Below are 20,955 nucleotides of genomic sequence, written 5' to 3'. Positions count from 1 at the left end.
ATATAATAAGAAAGTCCGCCTCCCAATAATGGTAAACTTACCCATTATTGGGAGGCGGACTTTCTTATTTGTATGAGTTAGTAATGAATCAATAGATTGTCGTCAGCATTTCCTTGGTTATACCAGTTCTGTTCATTCTTGCCACCACTTTGTGCCCATTTGGCAAAACCTTTATAGGCTTTCAGGAAATCACCTTTTTCAATGGTGTGTGCTACATTTCCCGGTACTCTTAATCCCCAGATCAGACGTTCGTTACTATAATAGTAGTTATCGTCTTCTTCCTCTCCTTCTTCATATATCGGATATAAATTTTTGTCATTGAATGGGTATTGGTAAGCTATTGGTTCAATACCGTTCATGTGTATTTCCGTTCCGTTATCATTACGTTTTAGATATAAATCAAACTCGTCGTCTTCTAATATATCATCTATTTCTTTTGGTTCTTTGAGTTTAATTTCAATAATAATTTCAGGCAGATCTTCCTCCTTGGTTACTAAAGCATTCCTCTCTGTATTGAAGTATTTACTTCCACGTCTATCTAAGTTTTGAACTAAAGGAGTGCAATCAATGATGAGATTACCTTTTGGATTCTTATTGTCAATTAGGTTAACTTCAATTTCTTCTCCTGTTTTATAATGACTCATCATAACGCTTTCGATGTTTTTGTTTTTTATTTTTTTGAGCCTCAAATAAGGATTATAGGGGAATACGCCTCCGACGGCTTTTAAACATAGACCTATCACTATGTACTTACTTTCGTATTCATCTTTTTCTTTTGCTTTGCTTACTTCAAATAGTACTTGATAATTTGCTACAAAATCATTGAAATCATAATCACCGAGTGAAGGAAATTGGTCTTCAAACATAATTGTTCCCCAACCTTTTTTAGGATGATAAACGACTCCTCGCTCTTTATCATATTTTATATCATCTTCTATATTATAATCATCATCTTTTTTATTGTTATCGCGTGTGATAGCACGAGTCGGAATAGCTTCAATGGCATCAGGGATATTAAGTGTGTAGCTACCATTAGCATTTACGGCTACAGATTTAGTAATCATTTTACCGCTTTTACTTTGGTATTGGGCATATATAGTTTTTACGTAAGTCGGAAGACTTAAAGGTAAATTAATAGCCTTATTATATACCGGGATAGTTGCTACTTTTTCATCTTTACTACATTTTTCATCTAGAAATAATGAAACTTTAGTCTGTGTGTTGGCAATAGTCGTTCCTTTAGTGACTTGAGTTAAATTCCACTGAAAGTCTTCCGGAATGTTGAGATCGGTCATTTTGATTTCTTTCTCAGATTGCTTACTTTCATCATAGAGATTCTTCTCGCAGGAACTGAAAGCGAATGCTCCCAATAAACAGGTTGCAAATAGGATATTTTTCTTTTTCATAACAGAGTAGTTTGCTTTGTTAGTAACTTTATTGTTTTACCGTGGCAAATTTCGTAATAATTTGTAGATAAAGCAAGAAAAGTTGCAAATATTGTATGATGCAAACTAATTATTTGCAAATTCTTTTCTTTTTATCTAGCTTTGGGGAACGAAATCAGTAGAAACCTGGGCAATGAAAGATTATAAAGTAGATAAAGCGAGTCTGTCTGAAACCTTCTGCCGGGAAGTGTATCAGGTGGTGTGTGAGATTCCGTTGGGTAAAGTTTCCACCTATGGAAGTATTGCTGCGTTACTGGGGATGCCTCAATGTTCCCGTATGGTAGGACGTGCTTTGAAGCAAGTGCCGGATAATGTTTCCACTCCTTGCCATAGAGTAGTCAATGCATCAGGACGTCTTGTTCCCGGTTGGGAAGAACAAAAACAAATCCTATTGGAAGAGGGAGTTTCTTTCAAACAAAATGGGTGTGTAGACCTGAAAAAGCACCTTTGGAATTACTCCGTTTCTGAATAAAATTTGTATCTTTAATCTATTTTGCCTATCTTTGTCGAAATAATATGCAAAAACAGGCTGTCATTCATATATAAAAATACTGTTTTTACTGTTCATTGAGAGGATAATCTTACCAAATTCTATTCCTTTTAAACTACTCAGTCTGTTTTTTAATCATTTAAAACTCATAAGGTTGCCATGTTATCATGTAATGTGGCCGAACCAAGCGAACTTTCAACTTGTTTATCATTGGTGAGAATGGTAGGCGCGACAGTTGAAAACAAAACAAATATTATAATCTAAACCAATATATTATTATATGAGCAAAATAGAAATAAAGGATTTATATCTCATTTTCGGTAATGAGAAACAGAAAGCTCTCAAGATGCTGAAAGAAGATAAAAGTAAATCGGAGATCCTAAAAGATACCGGGTGTACAGTAGGAGTGAAAAATGCTAATATTTCAATTAACGAAGGAGAATTTTTTGTGATAATGGGGCTCTCCGGCAGTGGGAAATCGACATTACTGCGTTGTATTAATCGTCTGATACGTCCCATTTCGGGACAAGTACTTGTGAATGGAATAGATATATCCAAGGTGTCTGAAAAAGAATTGTTGCAAGTCCGGCGTAAAGAACTGGCAATGGTATTTCAAAACTTTGGTCTGTTACCCCACCGTTCTGTATTACATAATATAGCGTTCGGTCTCGAACTTCAAGGAGTGAAGAAAGAGGAGCGAGAAAAGAAAGCCATGGAAAGTATGAAACTCGTTGGATTGAAAGGCTACGAGAACCAAATGGTAGGCGAACTTTCCGGCGGGATGCAGCAACGTGTCGGACTGGCTCGTGCCTTAGCCAATAATCCCGAAGTTCTTTTAATGGATGAGGCTTTCTCTGCTCTCGACCCCTTGATTCGTGTACAGATGCAGGATGAACTTCTCGCCTTGCAATCAAAGATGAAAAAGACTATTGTCTTTATCACCCACGACCTGAGTGAAGCGATTAAACTGGGCGACCGTATTGCTATCATGAAAGATGGAGAAGTAGTACAAATAGGAACTTCGGAAGAGATTCTGACCGAACCGGCCAACGATTATGTAGCCCGCTTTGTAGAAAACGTTGACAGGAGTAAAATTATCACCGCTTCATCTTTGATGATTGACAAACCATTGGTAGCCCGTCTGAAAAAAGAAGGTCCCGAAGTCTTGATTCGTAAAATGCGTGCGAAGAATATAACAGTACTTCCCGTCATAGATGCCGACGATAAACTGGTAGGTGAAGTACGCTTGAACGACCTGTTGAAACTGCGTAACAAACAGGAAAAATCTATCGAAACGGTTGTGCGTACGGAAGTCCATTCCGTATTGTGTGATACGGTACTGGAAGATATTCTCCCCCTGATGACAAAGAGCAATTCACCCGTTTGGGTAATTGACGAAACCCGTGAGTTCCTGGGCACTATTCCGTTATCATCCTTAATCATCGAAGTAACGGGGAAAGATAAAGAAGAAATAAACGAAATAATTCAAAACGCAATAGACTTATGATCAATATAGGACAATATATAGAGAGTGCCATTAATTGGATGATGGTGCATTTTTCTACTTTTTTTGATGCCGTGAATTCAGGCATCGGTAGTTTCATTATAGGATTTCAACATGTACTTTTCGGAATACCTTTTTATATAACTATCCTGGCGCTTGCTGTCGCAGCATGGATGAAGGCCGGGCGTGGAACGGCTATCTTTACCGTATTAGGCTTGTTGCTTATCTATGGAATGGGATTTTGGGAAGCAACTATGCAAACGCTTGCTCTCGTTTTGTCGTCTACTTGCTTGGCTCTGGTTGTCGGCGTGCCTTTAGGGATATGGACGGCGAACAGTCCGCGTGCAGATAAAATACTTCGTCCCGTTCTCGATCTGATGCAGACTATGCCTGCTTTTGTCTACCTGATTCCCGCTGTCCTTTTCTTCGGCTTGGGAGCAGTTCCGGGAGTGTTTGCGACTATCATTTTCGCCATGCCGCCCGTAGTTCGTCTTACCGGACTGGGAATCCGGCAAGTCCCTAAAAATGTAGTGGAAGCTTCCCGGTCATTCGGGGCTACCCGCTGGCAGCTACTTTATAAAGTACAGCTTCCTCTGGCATTACCTACTATTTTGACCGGAGTAAATCAAACGATAATGATGTCACTTTCCATGGTCGTAATCGCTGCCATGATTGCTGCCGGTGGTTTAGGGGAAATCGTCTTGAAAGGTATTACCCAAATGAAAATCGGTTTGGGATTTGAAGGTGGTATAGCGGTGGTTATCTTAGCTATCATCTTAGACCGTATTACCCAAGGTATGGCAGGACGAAAAAACAAGAAAGACTAAAAACAGAAAGGAACGAAAATGAGAATATATAAATTAGTAGGAATAGTATTGTCCGCCCTGCTTTTACTGGTTTCCTGTACGAATTCGGACGTAGATAAAAAGAAAGTGAAAATAGCTTATGCCAATTGGTTGGAAGGTATTGCCATGAGTCACTTGGCTAAGGTGGTACTGGAAGAACAAGGTTACGAAGTCGAATTGCAAAACGCAGACCTTGCTCCGATTTTCGTATCTATGTCAGGAAAGAAATCAGATGTCTTTTTGGATGCTTGGTTGCCGATAACGATGAAAGATTACTTGAACCAATACGGAGATAGCCTTGAATTCTTGGGTGAGGTTTATGGAGAAGCACGTGTCGGACTGGTCGTACCACAATATGTTACCATTAATTCCATAGACGAACTGGCAGCCAATAAAGACCGTTTTTCTTCTGAAATAGTAGGAATCGATGCCGGTGCAGGAATTATGAAAACCACAGATAAGGCGATCTCTGCTTACGGACTTGACGGATACACTCTTATGACTTCAAGTAGCTCAACTATGCTGGCGTCTCTGAAGAAAGCAATGGATAAAGGAGAATGGATTGTTATTACAGGCTGGACACCACATTGGATGTTTGACCAGTTTGATTTGAAATTTCTGAATGATCCGAAGAAAGTATATGGTGACCTTGAAGAGATACATGCTGTTGCTTGGAAAGGATTCAGTGAGAAAGACCCGTTTGCTGCTGAATTCTTTGCAAATATCAAATTGACGACGGAAGAACTTAGTTCTTTTATGACAGCTATGAAAGACGCCCGCATGAACGAAGAAGAAATAGCGCGTAAGTGGAGAAAAGAACATCGTGAATTGGTCGACAGTTGGATTCCGAAATCAAAGAATAAATAAGAAGAATTCAATAAACCAAATAAGGTCGGTACTGATTTCTATTCAGAGCCGGTTTAAATAAAAATGGGAGCCGTGCATTGAGCAGGCTCCCATTTTTATATGTATCAGAGTGTGATTAATTATTCAGCACCCCAGTTTTCTCTAGCCAGACGTTTGTAGCTGTTGTAACGCCATTTAGCGTTTTCTTCAGCAGCTTTGAACAGTTCTTCAGCTTCAGTAGGATATTGTTTCATTACAGAAGCGTAACGAACTTCACCCTTCAAGAAACCTTGGAAATCTTCCCAGTTCGGTTCTTTGCTATCCAACTGGAACGGATTCTTACCTTCTGCTTCCAAAGCCGGGTTGTAACGCCACAAGTGCCAGTAACCGCACTTAACAGCCTTTTCTTCTTCTTCCTGGCTCTTACCCATACCGGCTTTCAGACCGTGGTTGATACACGGAGCGTAAGCGATAATCAAAGATGGTCCGGGATATGCTTCTGCTTCGCGGATAGCTTTCAGAGTTTGAGCCTGGTCAGCACCCATAGCAATCTGAGCAACATATACGTAACCGTAAGTAGTAGCCATCAGACCAAGGTCTTTCTTACGAACGCGCTTACCAGCAGCAGCAAACTTAGCGATAGCACCCACCGGAGTAGCCTTAGAAGACTGACCACCTGTGTTAGAGTAAACCTCAGTATCCAGAACGAGGATGTTAACATCCTTACCTGATGCGATTACATGGTCAAGACCACCGTAACCGATATCGTAAGAAGCACCGTCACCACCGATAATCCACTGGCTGCGTTTAACAAGATATTGTTGCAGTTCAGCGATTTGTTTGCAGTGATTACATTTATCTTTGTTAGCTTCGACAACCGGGATAATCTTAGCTGCCAATTCTTTCGTCTTGTCAGCATCCAGCATATTGTTGATCCATTCAGCGAACAGTTCTTTCACGTCAGCAGGAGTGCAGTCGGCAGCAATTGCTTCGTTCATAACCTTCACGATACGTGCACGCATCTTTTCGTTAGCCAGTTCCATACCCAGACCGAATTCGCAGAAGTCTTCGAACAGTGAGTTAGCCCAAGCAGGACCGTGACCGTTTTCGTTCTTAGTATAAGGAGTAGAAGGAACAGAACCGGAGTAGATAGAAGAACATCCGGTAGCGTTAGCAACCATTTCGCGGTCACCGAACAACTGAGAAATCAGCTTCACGTACGGAGTTTCACCACAACCGGAGCAAGCACCTGAGAACTCGAACAACGGAGTAGCGAACTGAGAGTTCTTCACGTTAGACTTGATGTCAACCAAGTGTTGTTTAGTCTTCACGTTATTAGCGCAGTATTCCCAATTAGCAGCTTCAGCCAATTGGCTTTCAAGATGTTTCATGGTCAATGCTTTGCCACCCTTCTTCGGATTACCCGGACAGATGTCAGCACAGTTTCCGCAACCCAGACAGTCGAGAACATCAACTTGGATACGGAATGTCATACCGTCGAATACTTTACCTACTGCTTTCAGTTGTTCGAACTGAGCACCCTTCTGTTCTTCTGCATCGAGAACGAACGGACGGATAGAAGCGTGAGGACAAACGTATGCACACTTGTTACATTGGATACAGTTTTCAGGATTCCATTCGGGAACAAATGCAGCAACACCACGTTTTTCGTATTTAGCAGTACCTTGATACCAAGTACCGTCTTCGATACCCTTGAATGCAGATACCGGCAGCAAATCACCGTCTTGTGCATTGATCGGACGAACTACTTCATTGATGAATGCAGGGTCGTTGTTTTCAACTTTTGCATCATCCGGCAAGTTAGCCCATGCAGGGTCAACAGTCAGCTGTTTGTATTCACCACCACGGTCAACGGCAGCATAGTTCTTGTTGACAACGTCTTCACCCTTCTTGCCGTAAGACTTAACGATGAATTTTTTCATCTGCTCAACAGCTTGTTCTACAGGGATTACACCTGTGATACGGAAGAATGCGGATTGGAGGATAGTGTTGGTACGGTTGCCCAAACCAATTTCCAGTGCAATCTGAGTTGCGTTGATATAATATACAGAAATGTTGTTCTGTGCGAAATACTTCTTAACCTTGTTCGGCAAGTTCTTAGCCAGTTCATCACCTTCCCAAATAGTGTTCAGCAAGAAAGAACCGTTCTTACGCAAACCACGTGTTACGTCGTACATGTGCAGGTAAGCCTGAACGTGACAAGCAACGAAGTTCGGAGTGTTTACCAAGTAAGTAGAACGGATAGGAGTATCACCGAAACGCAAGTGAGAACAAGTGAACCCACCTGACTTCTTGGAGTCATAAGAGAAGTAAGCTTGACAGTGTTTGTCGGTGTTGTCACCGATAATCTTAACAGAGTTCTTGTTGGCACCTACCGTACCGTCAGCACCCAAACCGTAGAATTTAGCTTCGAACATACCTTCGCCGCCCAAAGCGATTTCTTCTTTCTGAGGGAGAGAAGTGAAAGTAACGTCGTCTACGATACCGATAGTGAAGTGGTTCTTCGGCATCGGCATAGCCAGGTTTTCGAATACTGAAAGGATCTGTGCAGGAGTAGTGTCCTTAGAACCCAGACCGTAGCGACCGCCAACGATAACCGGAGCGTTTTCTGCACCGTAGAAGCAGTCTTTAACGTCAAGATACAAAGGCTCGCCGTTAGCACCCGGTTCTTTAGTACGGTCAAGAACTGCAATAGTCTTAGCAGTCTTAGGTACAGCAGCCAGGAAGTGTTTAGCAGAGAACGGACGATACAAGTGTACGGCAACCATACCCACTTTTTCGCCGTTTGCTACCAAGTAGTCGATAGCTTCGCGTGCAGCTTCCGTTACAGAACCCATAGCGATAATTACGCGTTCTGCATCTTCTGCTCCGTAGTAATCAAACAAACCGTATTTGCGACCTGTAATCTTAGAAATTTCATTCATGTATTCTTCTACGATAGCGGGAACTGCTTCATAGTAGTTGTTGCATGATTCACGATGTTGGAAGAAGTGGTCGGGGTTTTCAGCCATACCACGGGCTACCGGATTCATCGGATTCAGTGCGCGGGCACGGAATTCAGCCAAAGCTTCCTGATCAATCAGCGGAGCAAGATCTTCGTTTTCCAACATTTCGATCTTCTGGATTTCGTGAGAAGTACGGAAACCATCGAAGAAGTTCATGAAAGGAACGCGTGACTTGATAGTAGACAGGTGAGCAACACCGGCCAAATCCATAACTTCCTGTACAGAACCTTCAGCCAACATAGCAAAGCCAGTCTGACGAGCTGACATTACATCCTGATGGTCACCGAAGATACACAATGCGTGAGAAGCCAATGTACGCGCTGATACATGGAATACGCATGGCAAGAATTCACCGGCAATTTTGTACATGTTAGGGATCATCAGGAGAAGACCCTGAGAAGCAGTGTAAGTAGTAGTCAACGCACCAGCCTGGAGAGAACCGTGAACTGCACCGGCAGCACCGCCTTCAGATTGCATTTCCTGCACCAATACTGTTTCGCCGAAGATGTTCTTACGTCCTGCGGCAGCCCATTCGTCTACGTACTCAGCCATAGTCGAAGAAGGAGTGATCGGATAGATAGCTGCTACTTCAGAGAACATATACGAGATATGTGCTGCAGCTTGGTTACCGTCACAAGTGATGAATTTCTTCTGTTTAGTCATAACTAAATTAAATATTTAAGTAAATAAATCTTTGTTAGTATAAAAAGCCGAACATCCAGAGAGGTATCTGGTTGCCCCGACCTATTTCCGCCTTTTGCAACGCGTACGTCACATCCGGGTTATTTTTTATTTTTGTACCTTCCGGGCAAATTTTGAACGGCATTACTTCATCCACCATAAAAGAGGCATTTTTGTCTCCTTTATGTATTTTATGGTCTTTCCATAAGGAGTTGGCAAAGAAAGTCTCAAGTACATCCTGTTCCTCCACCTTTACCGGATAAATCGAATACATCAAGTTTGAGTTGTGCATCATAATCTTTGACGGTTTTTTGGGAAATTCTTCTCCTTTCGGATAAACCAGATTAATGAGACGTGCATCTGCCAGATACTTGATGTAATTCATCACCGTTGCGCGGGATGTCTGTATGTCGCTTGCCAGTTGGCTGACGTTTGGAGCTTTCGGACCGTCGACAGCCAACAAATATAGTAATTTTTTTATCTTTGAAAGATATTTCAGCTCAATTTGTTTGATAAGCAGGATATCTACTTCCACCATCATGTTCATTGTCTTCAGCAGATTCTCCGAAAAGTTACGCTTTTCGAGGAAGAAGGGGTAGAATCCATGATGCAGGTAATCCTGAAAGTAATCCAGCGGACGTACTTTGGAAAGCACTCCTTTGGCAATCTGTTCGTGTGTACTGAGAATCTCTTCGAGACTGTACGCCCGGAATTTCATACCTGTTTGCAGGTTCAGAAATTCGCGGAAAGAGAATCCGCGAAGATTATAGCTTTTCGCAATATCACGCAATTCGAGGTTTTCTTCTTTCAGCCGCATCACGGACGAACCGGTGAATACGATTTTCAGGTTCGGATAACGGTCGTAGCACATACGGAGTTCTTTGCTCCATTCGGGATGCTTAAACACTTGGTCGATCAGCAGAACTTTTCCACCACGTTTCTGAAACTCGTTGGCAAAGTCTACGATGCTATGCCCCGAGAAATAGAAATTGTTCATGTTGATGAACAGACAGGAACGGTCGGTTCCGAATTTCTCTTTGGCGTATTGGAGAAGGAAAGTGGTTTTTCCTACGCCACGTGTCCCTTTGATACCAATCAGGCGGTCACTCCAGTCAATCTCGTCCATAAGATCGCGGCGAACGGGGGCATTGGTGTGCTCAACAAGGTAAGCGTGTGTGCGATAGAATGATTCCATTTCAGTTCTTTGTTTTTCGGGTGGCAAATATAGTGCTTTTTTTAGGATTTGCAAAGTAGAGATAGCAAAAATGTGCTTTTAAATACAACTTTCTCTTTATTGTGAAGATTCCTGTTTATTTCCTGTATATATTTGCAGAATAAAGCATTGATTGCATTTGGTATGGCTAAAAAGACTCTTTATATATTCAATCCGGAGCATGATTTGGCGTTGGCAAGTGGTGAAACGAATTATATGCCGCCGGCTTCTGCCAGGCGTATGGCTTCCGAACTGGCTTTGCTTCCTGTGTGGTATGCGGAACGGGGAAGTGCGGTGCTGGCTTCTTCTTCTTATAATCTCGATTATTTGAAGCGGATGCAGGAGTTGTTGGATATTCCGGTCTATTTAATGACGGAACCGGAATTGGCTGCCGAACCGGCATTGGATATCCGTCCTTGGGGGTGGGATGCGGCTTTACGGAAACGACTTTCAGGACTGGGAGTGGATGAATCCCTACTTCCTTCCATGCAACAAATAAGTGTATGGCGGGAGTACTCTCACCGTTCTAAGTCCGTATCGTTACTTCCTGAACTACAGTTGAATGAACATTTCTGTGGAGAATCTTATTATCTGAAAACGCCGGAAGAATGGAAATCTTTCGTGGAAGAACGGGAAGGGTGTTTGTTGAAAGCTCCGCTTTCGGGAAGTGGGAAAGGGTTAAACTGGTGCAAAGGTACATTTACTCCTTTTATCTCCGGTTGGTGCACGCGTGTGGCTGCTTTACAGGGAGGGGTTATTGCGGAACCCATATATAATAAGGTAGAGGATTTTGCTTTGGAGTTTTATTCTGACGGGGCAGGTGAAGTGACGTTTGTCGGATATTCTCTTTTCCGTACCGGAAAGAGTGGAATGTATGAAGGAAACTACCTGCTCTCTAATGAGGCAATCCGGGGGAAACTTTCACAATACGTACCTTTAGGGGCTTTGACGGACTTGGAGAGTCGTTTGAAGTGTGAGCTTTCTAAGTCGGTAAGCTCTGTTTATAAAGGTTATCTGGGAGTTGATATGATGATTTGCCGGTTCCCGGAAAATGAAAAAACAGCTTTTCGGATTCATCCTTGCGTAGAAATAAATCTGCGCATGAATATGGGAGTCATGACGCGTTTCCTGTATGACTGCTATGTACATCCGGATTCAGCAGGATGTTCGGGAATTGATTATCATCCCTCGGAGGGGGAAGCTTTGAAGGAACATGAACGGATGTCGGCCACTTATCCGTTGGAAATCAGGGAGGGGAAAGTGTGCTCCGGCTATTTACCTTTGGTGCCTGTCCATAAGAGAAGCTGTTACCGGGCGTGGATGTTGGTTGCTCCGACTCATTGAAAAAGGAATGCTGTGGGCTTGGTTGTTTTTGATATAGGATTCATCCCATTGGTTACCTGAGATTGTTAAATTTTCATTTATCGTTAGTAGAGTATTTTATTTAAGCTATCTTTGTTCATATTTATAGTCAAAATAATTATATTATATGAAAACACAAAGAATAAAAACACTTCTTCTTTTTCTGTCAATGATACCATTTATAGGTATTTATGCTCAATCAATATACTACGTTTCTCCTCACGCATCATCGGGGGGAGATGGTAGTCAGTCGGCTCCTTTTCATTCAATTCACGAAGCTGTCGAAAAAGCCCGAAAGGATCAAAATAGCACTACAATTTACTTGCGGGAGGGGAAATATGTTTTAGATAAGCCCTTGATGCTGACTTCTGATGATGGAAATGATTCGAAAGAATTGATAATAAAGAATTATCCCGGAGAGAAAACCGTACTGTCGAGTGGGATTGTACTGGACTTGAAATGGGAGAAATATAAAAACGGTATCATGCGGGCTGTAGTGAAAGGAAGTCCGGTTATGGATATGCTTTTCGTAAATGGAGAATTGAAATCTATGGCACGTTACCCTAATTATGATGAAAAAGCTGTTCGTTTTAATGGCACATCTGCTTTGGCAACAGCCCCGGAACGAGTAAAAAAATGGAAATGCCCGGAAGGGGGATACCTTCATGCCATGCATAAACATGATTGGGGTGATTTTCATTATCGTATTACAGGCAAAAATGAAAAGGGAGAGTTACAGCTGGAAGGTGGTTGGCAGAATAACCGTCCTATGGGAATCCATAATGAAAACAGGATGGTGGAGAATATCTTTGAAGAATTGGATGCTCCGGGAGAATGGTACTATGATAAAAAAGAAGGCTGGTTGTATTATTATCCTTTACCTGATGAAAAAATAAACGAACTGACGTTTGAGACCCCGCAACTTAAAAACTTGATTGAGTTTGCGGGAACTTCATCCGAGCCGGTGAAGAACATAACGATTCAAGGAATTGAGCTGACACAAACGATACGGACCTTTATGGAACAGTATGAGCCTCTGCTCCGCTCGGACTGGACAATATATCGGGGAGGAACCGTTGTTTTCAGGGGAACGGAAAAATGTGCTCTGCGTGATTGTTATATCCATAACGTAGGAGGGAATGGTGTCTTTTTTGATAAATATAATCGCTATTCGGCAGTGACCGGTTCTTATCTGACTTCTATCGGAGCCAGTGCCATTTGCTTCGTCGGGGATGTGGCGGGAGTACGTTCGCCGAGTTTTAGGTATGGGAAATTTGTTCCTTTGGATAAAATGGATTATACGAAAGGGCCTCAGAATGACAATCATCCTGCTTATTGCGAGGTCTCTGATAACTTGATATGTACAATCGGTTTGTTTGAAAAGCAGATTACCGGAGTGGAGCTTTCCATGTGTCGCAACATAACGGTAAGTCATAACAGTATTTACAATACTCCCCGTGCCGGAATTAATATCAGCGAAGGCACATGGGGAGGACATATTATCGAATACAATGACATTTTTAATACCGTGAAGGAAACAGGTGACCATGGAACTATCAACTCCTGGGGGCGTGACCGTTTCTGGCATCCGAATTATAATGTAATGACGCAAATAACGAATGAAAAGCCTGCGTTGATTTTGGCAGACGTGGTCGAACCTATCATTATCCGCCATAATCGTTTGCGTTGTGATAGAGGATGGGATATAGACTTGGACGATGGTTCCAGTAATTACCAGATTTACAATAATCTTTGTTTGAATGGCGGTATTAAATTGCGTGAAGGGTTTTATCGGACTGTTGAGAATAATATTATCGTCAATAATACGCTTCACCCGCATTTGTGGTTTAAAAATAGCGGAGATGTCTTTTCACGTAACATTGTAATGACCAAATATAAACCTATAAGTGTGCGTGGTTGGGGCAGAGAGGTAGATTATAACATATTTGCAGACAGTTTGGCGTATCTTGCAGCTCGCCAACTTGGTGGGGATGCTCATTCTATAGTAACCACAGTCAAGTTTATGGATGCTGCGAAAGGTAATTTTAATGTAGCTGACGATTCTGAAGTCGTAACCAAAGGAGGATTCCGTAATTTTCCGATGAATAATTTCGGAGTGCTGTCTTCTCGTTTGAAACGGTTGGCTGCAAGTCCTGTGATGCCCGTTCCGCTTGTGGCAGGTCATGCAACGGATACTAAAACGATGTTTTGGAAAGGGGTAACGTTTAAGAATCTGGATACATTGGAGGAACGTTCTGCTACGGGTATGGATACGGAACGGGGAGTTTATGTCGTTTCTGTAGATGTCTTAGGTAGTAATCAAGTCCGAGATTTTATTGCTTCGAATGATGTTATTCTTAGTGTAAATGGAAAGCCGGTCAATAATTTAGATGATATGGAGGAGGCGTTGAAGCACGTGGATACAAGTAAAAAGGCAGAGCTTGTTATTTTCAGAAATCAGAAGGAACATAAAGTTGTTATTCCTCTTTGATTTTTATCCATGTTTTTACTTATTACATAATGAAATAAATGTCTGTCATATCTATCATTGATTTTAATATTCTTCTAATTATCAGAGAAATAAGTATGATAGATGCCTTCTATTAGGGGGTATCTATCATACTTTTACTGCAAAAAACAGGGTATCTGTCATAGATAAGGCAACCGGATAAAGGTCGCGTAAGCTGGCTTGTTTTTATTGTAATGGGCACGCATAAATCCGATTATCATGGCTTAATAATCCGCTTTGAAAGGCGTTAAATTTATAGCCCACAGCTGTGTGACGTACAGCCTCCATACGTGTGCTGTACGGTTTGCATACGTGTGCTGTACAGCCTGCGTATGTGGGCTATAAAAAGACTGATACTCCAACCGGATTATTAAGCTGCAAAATACGGGTTATCTTACTGTAAAACGTGCATTCTTATGCCTTATGTAGTATTTAATCCGGCTCTTTGCTCCTGGGTAGGGGGGGGAAGTTATTTTTGTGCTGCTGTACTTTCATTCCCGTAACGGTCTACGGCTGTAACGGCAAAATGTTTTTTGGCATTCCAAGGCAGGATAGGGGCGTAGATATAACTTGTCTCTCTGATATTCTGTGCAACGATATTTTCCGGCCGACTGGTGTCTACCGGATATTCATTCGATGCATAAATAATGTACATCGGATTATTACGTGGATCATTGTCGGTAGCGGCCTGCCATTTCAATTCCGTATATCCACTGTCGATAGTCCTTACTTTCAGTTCGGACGGAGCTGTGGGCGGAACATTGTCCAACCAGGGCATCGGTGGCTGTAAAGCCGGGTATGCGTAGAAGTTCTCGATTAGTTCATCATAGATGCCTTGAGTGTTCTCCATGAGATATTTTACCCGGTAGTGGCCTTCACCCGCCATTTTATGATTCCGGATGAAGTTTATTTGACGGTCTATCTCGTCCCGTGTCCATTTACCTTCGTCGGGATGAAGGAAATAGATGCCGAGCCCCGGAATAACTTGTCGTCCGTTGCTTTGCTCCTGCCAGTCAAGGGCAAAAGGATAGAAACTGTTTCCCTGAAAATACATCATTGGATATATCTGGTCCATAATACCTTCGCCAAGCCAGCCTTGCGGGTCTTGATAAACAGTGAAGAAAGCGTTCCACCCACGGGAAGGATAACGCGAAGTGTCCCGGTATTTCCCAACCGGACTGGCGCTGAGCTTCACCCAAGGCTTCATTGCTTTTACACCTTTATATATATAACGTACAATTTCAGAAATATTATCCCGCCGCCATTGGTCCAGTGTACGCCCTTTCCCGTATCGGCGGAAATCATATTTGTCGGGAAAGAGAGGGGCATTCTCCGGATAACGCAGATAATCGAAATGTACCCCGTCTATATCATAACGGCTCACGACTTCCCGTACCAGTTTCATCAAATATTCTTTAGTTCCCGGATGTCCAGGATTAAGGAAATATTCGTTCTTGTAAGGTACGCAAATATCTTTCATCCGCTTGGTGACGGACCGGTTGCCGAGCGAGGCAACGTGTTTCCTGTTTCCCAACGGAATGGTTACCATCCAGGCGTGGCATTCCATACCCCGCTTGTGGCATTCTTCAATGGCAAAAGCGAGCGGATCATAACCGGGATTTCCGCCGGATTTCCCTGTCAGGATAGAATTGAAAGGTTCGATAGACGAAGGATATAACACATCCCCGCGTGTGCGTGTCTGAAACAGGACAGTATTGAAATTGGCAGCCTCCAGTTTATCGAGGATATCCACCAATTCTTCCTTTTGCTTGCGGATACTTTGAGGACTGACAGCACGTGTGCGGGGCCAGTCGAGACCATACAACGCTGTGAGCCATGCGGCGCGGACTTCATGTTTGGGCTGCGCTGCCACGGAGAGGAAAGGAAACAAAAGTGAAAGAATGAGAATAGATAGGCGCATATTCTTTATTTTTTGTTTTAAATCCCTGCAAAGTTAGTAAAAGTGTCGGTAATGTTGGGCTGTTTCGTGAGATTATGTTACATTTGCCAAGCTAAAAAAACGACACACTATGATAACATTTACTCTATGCCTACTGGCGTTGATAGTAGGCTATTTTACGTATGGACGTTTGATGGAACGCGTCTTTGGTCCCGACGACCGTAAAACACCGGCTCTGACCAAGGCTGATGGAGTAGACTATATTCCATTGCCGACCTGGAAGATTTTTATGATTCAGTTCCTTAATATTGCCGGACTAGGTCCGATATTCGGTGCAATAATGGGAGCGAAATTCGGTAGTTCTTCTTATTTATGGATTGTGTTGGGAAGTATTTTTGCCGGGGCGGTGCACGATTATTTTGCCGGAATGCTTTCCTTGCGTCATGAGGGCGAGAGTTTGCCGGAAATTATCGGACGCTATTTGGGACTTACGACGAAACAGATAATGAGAGGTTTCACCGTTATCCTGATGATTTTGGTCGGTTCGGTTTTTGTGGCCGGTCCTGCGGGATTGCTGGCGAAGCTGACGCCGGAAAGTCTGGATGCTACGTTCTGGATTATCGTTGTGTTTGCGTATTATATTTTGGCTACATTGTTGCCTGTAGATAAGATTATAGGTAAGATATATCCGTTGTTTGCAATTGCCTTGTTGTTTATGGCTGTGGGGATTCTCGTCATGCTTTATGTGAATCATCCCGCTTTGCCGGAACTGTGGGACGGACTGCAAAATACGAACCCGGAGGCGAGTGAACTTCCTATCTTTCCGATAATGTTTGTGAGTATTGCCTGTGGTGCAATTTCCGGTTTCCATGCTACACAAAGTCCTTTAATGGCTCGTTGCATGACTTCGGAGCGTCATGGGCGTCCGGTGTTCTACGGTGCAATGATAACCGAAGGCATCGTTGCACTGATTTGGGCTGCCGCCGCTACTTACTTTTTCCATGAGAATGGGATGGAAGAAAGTAATGCTTCTGTCATAGTTGATGCAATCACAAAAGAGTGGCTGGGAACAATCGGGGGTGTGCTTGCTATCTTGGGAGTGATTGCTGCTCCGATTACTTCGGGCGATACGGCTTTCCGTTCTGCCCGTCTGATTGTGGCGGATTTCCTGGGCTTGGAACAAAAGAGTATGCGTCGTCGTTTATACATCTGTATTCCGATGTTCGTGGCGGCTATCGGTTTACTTCTGTATAGCCTGCGTGATGCGAACGGATTTAATATGATCTGGCGTTATTTTGCCTGGGCCAACCAGACATTGGCTGTGTTTACCCTCTGGGCAATAACGGTTTATCTGGCGGTATCCAAGAAACCGTATGTCATTACTTTGATACCTGCCTTGTTTATGACAAGTGTGTGTTCTACTTATATATGTATTGCTCCTGAAGGTTTGGGACTGTCGCACGCAATCTCTTATTACATCGGTGTAGGATGTGTGGTGGTTGCTATTGTGTGGTTCTTTGTCTGGCTGAGCAAGCAGAAAACAAGAAAATTATCAGAATGAAGAAAATAAAAAGATCAACGGGAGTTGCACTTGCATTCCTTATTTATGTATCCGTGACGGCGGCTTATCTGTTACCCCGCAATACGGAAGTGAGCCAGACGGAAAAGTATCTGACGGTGGCGGGTTCTTATGTCATTGTCCTGCTTCTTTGGCTTGTCCTCCGCAAAAAGGAACAGATGCGTGAACGCCGTAAAAAAGACGAACAATCTATTCACTTAAAAAAGTAAGTTTATGAAGAAATTAGCTTTAGCTATTTGTCTGCTGTTGGCATCAATAGCTGCACAGGCACAATTTGAGAAAGGAACTATGATTCTAAATCCTTCCGTTACAGGGTTGGACTTTTCTTACAGTAAAAATGATGATGCTAAATTTGGGATCGGCGCGCAAGCCGGTACATTTCTGGCAGACGGTTTTGCATTAATGGTAAATGCAGGAGCTGACTGGTCACAACCGGTAGATATATATACATTAGGTACGGGAGCACGTTGTTATTTTAATACTACAGGTGTTTATATCGGTGGTGGCCTCGATTGGGAACGCAGACGTTATAAAGGTGGCGGTCATAACAACGATTGGGGATTGGGTATCGAAGCCGGATATGCTTATTTCCTGTCGCGGACAGTAACTATCGAACCGGCTGTTTATTATAAATGGCGTTTTGATGACTCCGATAATTCACGTTTCGGCATTAAAGTAGGATTCGGATTCTACTTTTAAATAATTTGAGAATGGAGAGTGGAGAGTTATTGCGCTATATTTGCTGCAAAACATCTCTCAACTCTCCATTTCTGACTCTTGACTTATTTCAGCTTTTCTTTCAGGAACTGACCCGTATAGCTTGCTCCGCAAGCGGCTACTTCTTCCGGAGTACCTACCGCTACAATGTTCCCACCTTTATCTCCACCTTCCGGGCCGAGGTCAATCACATAATCGGCACATTTGATAACATCCATATTATGCTCGATGATTACGATGCTATGTCCACGGCGGATCAAGGCGTCAAAAGCATCCAGAAGTTTACGGATGTCGTGGAAATGCAAACCTGTTGTCGGTTCGTCAAAGATAAACAGAGTCGGATCGGCTTTCTCCTGACTCAGATAGAATGCTAGTTTCACACGCTGGTTCTCACCACCGGAAAGAGTGGAAGAAGATTGGCCTAGTTTGATATACCCGAGTCCTACATCCTGCAACGGGAGTAGCTTTTTTACAATTTTCTTCTGTCCGTGTTCATTGAAGAATTCAATCGCCTGGTTCACGGTCATTTCCAGTACATCAAAGATGTTCTTGTCGTGGAATTTCACTTCCAGTGTGTCGGATTTGAAACGTTTCCCGTGGCAGGATTCACATTCCAGAACGAGGTCTGCCATGAACTGCATTTCTACGGTAATGGTGCCTTCACCCTTACATTCTTCGCAACGTCCGCCTTCACTGTTGAAACTGAAGAAACCGGCGGTATATCCCATTTGTTTGGCGAGTGGCTGCTCCGACCATAGCTTGCGGATTTCGTCATAAGCCTTGATATATGTCACGGGATTGGAACGGGATGATTTGCCGATCGGATTCTGGTCTACAAATTCTACATTCCGTAAGTCGCGCAGACTGCCTCCGATAGATGAAAATTCTCCCGGACGGTCACTGCATTCGTCCAACTCACGCTTCAATGCCCGGAAGAAAATATCACGTACCAGCGTACTTTTCCCGGAACCGGAAACGCCGGTAACCACTGTCATTACATTCAGCGGGAAGCGGACGTCTACTCCTTTCAGGTTATTCTCGCGTGCACCTTTCAGTTCAATATAATTATTCCACGGACGGCGATGTTGGGGGACGGGAATTTCTTCTTCTCCCAAAAGATAGCGGACGGTATAACTGTTACTTCCTTTTTTGAGGTCTTTCATGTCACCCTGATAGACGACTTCTCCTCCCAGACGTCCGGCGTTGGGACCGATGTCAATAATATAATCTGCCGCACGAATGATTTCCTCGTCATGTTCTACAACTACTACCGTGTTACCGAGTTGTTGCAGTTGGCGCAGCACATTAATCAGGCGGTCGGTGTCACGGCTGTGCAGACCGATACTGGGTTCGTCGAGGATATAGAGGCTACCTACAAGACTGCTTCCCAGTGATGTTGCCAGATTGATACGCTGGCTTTCTCCACCCGACAGGGAGTTACTGAGCCGGTTCAGTGTCAGATACCCCAGACCTACATCAATCAGGAAACGGATACGGCTGTTTATTTCCATCAGAATCCGGCGGGCTACATTACTGTCGTGCTCGTTCAGTTCCAAGTGATCGAAGAACTGCTTTAATTCGGAAATAGGCAGGTCTACCAGTTCGGAAATATTCTTTCCGCCTACGCGTACATAGCCGGCTTCCGGTTTCAGACGGGTACCGTGGCATTTCGGGCAAAGTGTTTTTCCGCGATACCGGGCAAGCATCACACGATATTGTATCTTATATTGATTTTCTTCAAGCATCTTGAAGAAGTCATTAATACCGTGGAAATATTGGTTTCCTTCCCAAAGCAACCGGCGCTGTTTGTCCGTCAGTTCATAATAAGGAGTGAAAATCGGGAAGTCGAATTTCTCCGCATTGTGGATCAGCTCTTCTTTCCATTCTCCCATTTTTTCACCGCGCCAACATACGATCGCTCCTTCATAAACAGATAAAGAACGGTCGGGAACCACCAAATGCTCATCTATACCGATAACTTTGCCGAAGCCCTCACAGGTGGGGCAGGCACCGATCGGGGAGTTGAATGAAAACATCTGGTCATTGGGTTCTTCAAAAGTGATACCGTCTGCTTCGAACTTTGTGCTGAAGGAGAACAGTTGTGTTGTTCCGTCCGGCAGGTAAAAGCGTAGCATACAGGTTCCGTCGCCTTCGTACATGGCTGTTTCGGCAGAGTCGGTGAGGCGGCTGATAGCATCTTTGGTGTCGGCTACTGCCATACGGTCTATCAGCAGATAAACTTCGTCGCCTGCTACGGGCTTGTATTCATCAATACGTTTCATCTCACCGTTCACTTCGATACGGTTGAATCCCTGTTTGAGGTCTATTTCCAGTTGCTGTTGCAGGCTGCGGTCTTCACGCAGGTGGATAGGGGTCAGTACGGTGTATCTTGTCCCTTCCGGGTGTGATAGCATACAGTTGATGATGTCTTCCGTCGAATGTTTCTTCACTTCCTGTCCGCTTACAGGGCTGTATGTCCTCCCTACACGGGAATACAGCAAACGGAGATATTCATAAATTTCTGTGGAAGTTCCTACGGTGGAACGGGGATTGCGGCTGTTTACTTTCTGTTCTATGGCAATCGCAGGCGGGATGCCTTTGATAAAATCGCATTCCGGTTTGCTCATTCGTCCGAGAAACTGGCGTGCGTAGCTACTTAGGCTTTCTACGTAGCGGCGTTGTCCTTCTGCATAGAGGGTGTCAAAAGCGAGAGATGATTTTCCTGAACCTGATAATCCGGTGATGACAACAAGTTTGTTGCGTGGAATATCTACATCGATGTTTTTTAGGTTGTTTACTCGTGCGCCTTTGATCGAAATATAGTTATTTTCTGACATA

Annotated in this window: 14 protein-coding genes; 9 read left to right on the top strand and 5 right to left on the bottom strand. The window is 43.4% G+C overall.

Going from position 1 to position 20,955, the window contains the following annotated elements; all coding sequences use genetic code 11:
- Positions 1-77 precede the first annotated feature (77 nt).
- Positions 78-1,406 (bottom strand): LruC domain-containing protein, encoded by a 1,329-nt coding sequence (locus CGC64_RS16845; protein ID WP_005678360.1) that lies wholly within the window; start codon positions 1,404-1,406, stop codon positions 78-80.
- Between the two features lie 172 nt (positions 1,407-1,578).
- Between CGC64_RS16845 and CGC64_RS16840 the strand changes: the two genes are divergently transcribed.
- From CGC64_RS16840 to CGC64_RS16825, 4 genes are all read left to right on the top strand, one after another.
- The gene (locus CGC64_RS16840; RefSeq protein WP_005678361.1) at positions 1,579-1,917 is read left to right on the top strand and encodes an MGMT family protein; all 339 of its coding nucleotides are present in this window, start codon (positions 1,579-1,581) and stop codon (positions 1,915-1,917) included.
- Positions 1,918-2,215: 298 nt separating this feature from the next.
- On the top strand, positions 2,216-3,442 hold the full coding sequence (locus tag CGC64_RS16835; RefSeq protein ID WP_005678362.1) for a quaternary amine ABC transporter ATP-binding protein: 1,227 nt from the start codon (positions 2,216-2,218) through the stop codon (positions 3,440-3,442).
- Positions 3,439-4,266, top strand: coding sequence for an ABC transporter permease (locus tag CGC64_RS16830; RefSeq protein ID WP_005678363.1), 828 nt, complete (start codon positions 3,439-3,441; stop codon positions 4,264-4,266). The genes CGC64_RS16835 and CGC64_RS16830 overlap by 4 nt, the downstream gene beginning before the upstream one ends.
- An 18-nt stretch (positions 4,267-4,284) precedes the next feature.
- The gene (locus tag CGC64_RS16825; protein ID WP_005678364.1) at positions 4,285-5,151 is read left to right on the top strand and encodes a glycine betaine ABC transporter substrate-binding protein; all 867 of its coding nucleotides are present in this window, start codon (positions 4,285-4,287) and stop codon (positions 5,149-5,151) included.
- 119 nt (positions 5,152-5,270) lie between these two features.
- Here the strand turns inward: CGC64_RS16825 and nifJ are convergent, their stop codons facing one another.
- Positions 5,271-8,819 carry a pyruvate:ferredoxin (flavodoxin) oxidoreductase gene (gene nifJ, locus CGC64_RS16820; RefSeq protein ID WP_005678365.1) on the bottom strand — a complete coding sequence of 1,183 codons (3,549 nt, stop codon included), beginning with the start codon at positions 8,817-8,819 and terminating at the stop codon, positions 5,271-5,273.
- Between the two features lie 34 nt (positions 8,820-8,853).
- On the bottom strand, positions 8,854-10,032 hold the full coding sequence (locus CGC64_RS16815) for an ATP-binding protein (protein WP_005678366.1): 1,179 nt from the start codon (positions 10,030-10,032) through the stop codon (positions 8,854-8,856).
- Positions 10,033-10,194: 162 nt separating this feature from the next.
- On the opposite strand from CGC64_RS16815, the gene CGC64_RS16810 reads away from it, so the two are divergent.
- On the top strand, positions 10,195-11,394 hold the full coding sequence (locus tag CGC64_RS16810) for a hypothetical protein (protein ID WP_005678368.1): 1,200 nt from the start codon (positions 10,195-10,197) through the stop codon (positions 11,392-11,394).
- A gap of 145 nt (positions 11,395-11,539) precedes the next feature.
- Positions 11,540-13,903, top strand: coding sequence for a PDZ domain-containing protein (locus CGC64_RS16805; RefSeq protein ID WP_005678369.1), 2,364 nt, complete (start codon positions 11,540-11,542; stop codon positions 13,901-13,903).
- Between the two features lie 487 nt (positions 13,904-14,390).
- Here the strand turns inward: CGC64_RS16805 and CGC64_RS16800 are convergent, their stop codons facing one another.
- Positions 14,391-15,842, bottom strand: a complete 1,452-nt coding sequence (locus CGC64_RS16800; protein WP_005678370.1) for a glycoside hydrolase family 10 protein — start codon at positions 15,840-15,842, stop codon at positions 14,391-14,393.
- Positions 15,843-15,951: 109 nt separating this feature from the next.
- On the opposite strand from CGC64_RS16800, the gene CGC64_RS16795 reads away from it, so the two are divergent.
- From CGC64_RS16795 to CGC64_RS16785, 3 genes are read left to right on the top strand one after another with little or no spacing between them, the layout of a single operon-like run.
- On the top strand, positions 15,952-17,382 hold the full coding sequence (locus CGC64_RS16795; RefSeq protein WP_005681626.1) for a carbon starvation CstA family protein: 1,431 nt from the start codon (positions 15,952-15,954) through the stop codon (positions 17,380-17,382).
- Positions 17,379-17,609 (top strand): hypothetical protein, encoded by a 231-nt coding sequence (locus tag CGC64_RS16790; protein WP_005678372.1) that lies wholly within the window; start codon positions 17,379-17,381, stop codon positions 17,607-17,609. The genes CGC64_RS16795 and CGC64_RS16790 overlap by 4 nt, the downstream gene beginning before the upstream one ends.
- A 4-nt stretch (positions 17,610-17,613) precedes the next feature.
- The gene (locus tag CGC64_RS16785; RefSeq protein WP_005678373.1) at positions 17,614-18,099 is read left to right on the top strand and encodes an outer membrane beta-barrel protein; all 486 of its coding nucleotides are present in this window, start codon (positions 17,614-17,616) and stop codon (positions 18,097-18,099) included.
- Positions 18,100-18,182: 83 nt separating this feature from the next.
- Here CGC64_RS16785 and uvrA read toward each other — a convergent pair whose 3' ends face one another.
- On the bottom strand, positions 18,183-20,954 hold the full coding sequence (gene uvrA, locus CGC64_RS16780) for an excinuclease ABC subunit UvrA (protein WP_005678374.1): 2,772 nt from the start codon (positions 20,952-20,954) through the stop codon (positions 18,183-18,185).
- Position 20,955 lies beyond the last annotated feature (1 nt).

This window comes from Bacteroides caccae (genome assembly GCF_002222615.2).
GTDB lineage: Bacteria > Bacteroidota > Bacteroidia > Bacteroidales > Bacteroidaceae > Bacteroides > Bacteroides caccae.
Note: the sequence above shows the minus strand (reverse complement) of the source record. Positions and strands in the feature narration are given on the sequence as shown.

Coding starts and splice junctions, on each gene's coding strand:
- CGC64_RS16800 (WP_005678370.1), bottom strand. CDS start 15,842: ATGCGCCTATCTATTCTCATTCTTTCACTTTTGTTTCCTTTCCTCTCC.
- CGC64_RS16845 (WP_005678360.1), bottom strand. CDS start 1,406: ATGAAAAAGAAAAATATCCTATTTGCAACCTGTTTATTGGGAGCATTC.
- CGC64_RS16790 (WP_005678372.1), top strand. CDS start 17,379: ATGAAGAAAATAAAAAGATCAACGGGAGTTGCACTTGCATTCCTTATT.
- nifJ (WP_005678365.1), bottom strand. CDS start 8,819: ATGACTAAACAGAAGAAATTCATCACTTGTGACGGTAACCAAGCTGCA.
- CGC64_RS16785 (WP_005678373.1), top strand. CDS start 17,614: ATGAAGAAATTAGCTTTAGCTATTTGTCTGCTGTTGGCATCAATAGCT.
- CGC64_RS16815 (WP_005678366.1), bottom strand. CDS start 10,032: ATGGAATCATTCTATCGCACACACGCTTACCTTGTTGAGCACACCAAT.
- uvrA (WP_005678374.1), bottom strand. CDS start 20,954: ATGTCAGAAAATAACTATATTTCGATCAAAGGCGCACGAGTAAACAAC.
- CGC64_RS16840 (WP_005678361.1), top strand. CDS start 1,579: ATGAAAGATTATAAAGTAGATAAAGCGAGTCTGTCTGAAACCTTCTGC.
- CGC64_RS16810 (WP_005678368.1), top strand. CDS start 10,195: ATGGCTAAAAAGACTCTTTATATATTCAATCCGGAGCATGATTTGGCG.
- CGC64_RS16805 (WP_005678369.1), top strand. CDS start 11,540: ATGAAAACACAAAGAATAAAAACACTTCTTCTTTTTCTGTCAATGATA.
- CGC64_RS16795 (WP_005681626.1), top strand. CDS start 15,952: ATGATAACATTTACTCTATGCCTACTGGCGTTGATAGTAGGCTATTTT.
- CGC64_RS16835 (WP_005678362.1), top strand. CDS start 2,216: ATGAGCAAAATAGAAATAAAGGATTTATATCTCATTTTCGGTAATGAG.
- CGC64_RS16830 (WP_005678363.1), top strand. CDS start 3,439: ATGATCAATATAGGACAATATATAGAGAGTGCCATTAATTGGATGATG.
- CGC64_RS16825 (WP_005678364.1), top strand. CDS start 4,285: ATGAGAATATATAAATTAGTAGGAATAGTATTGTCCGCCCTGCTTTTA.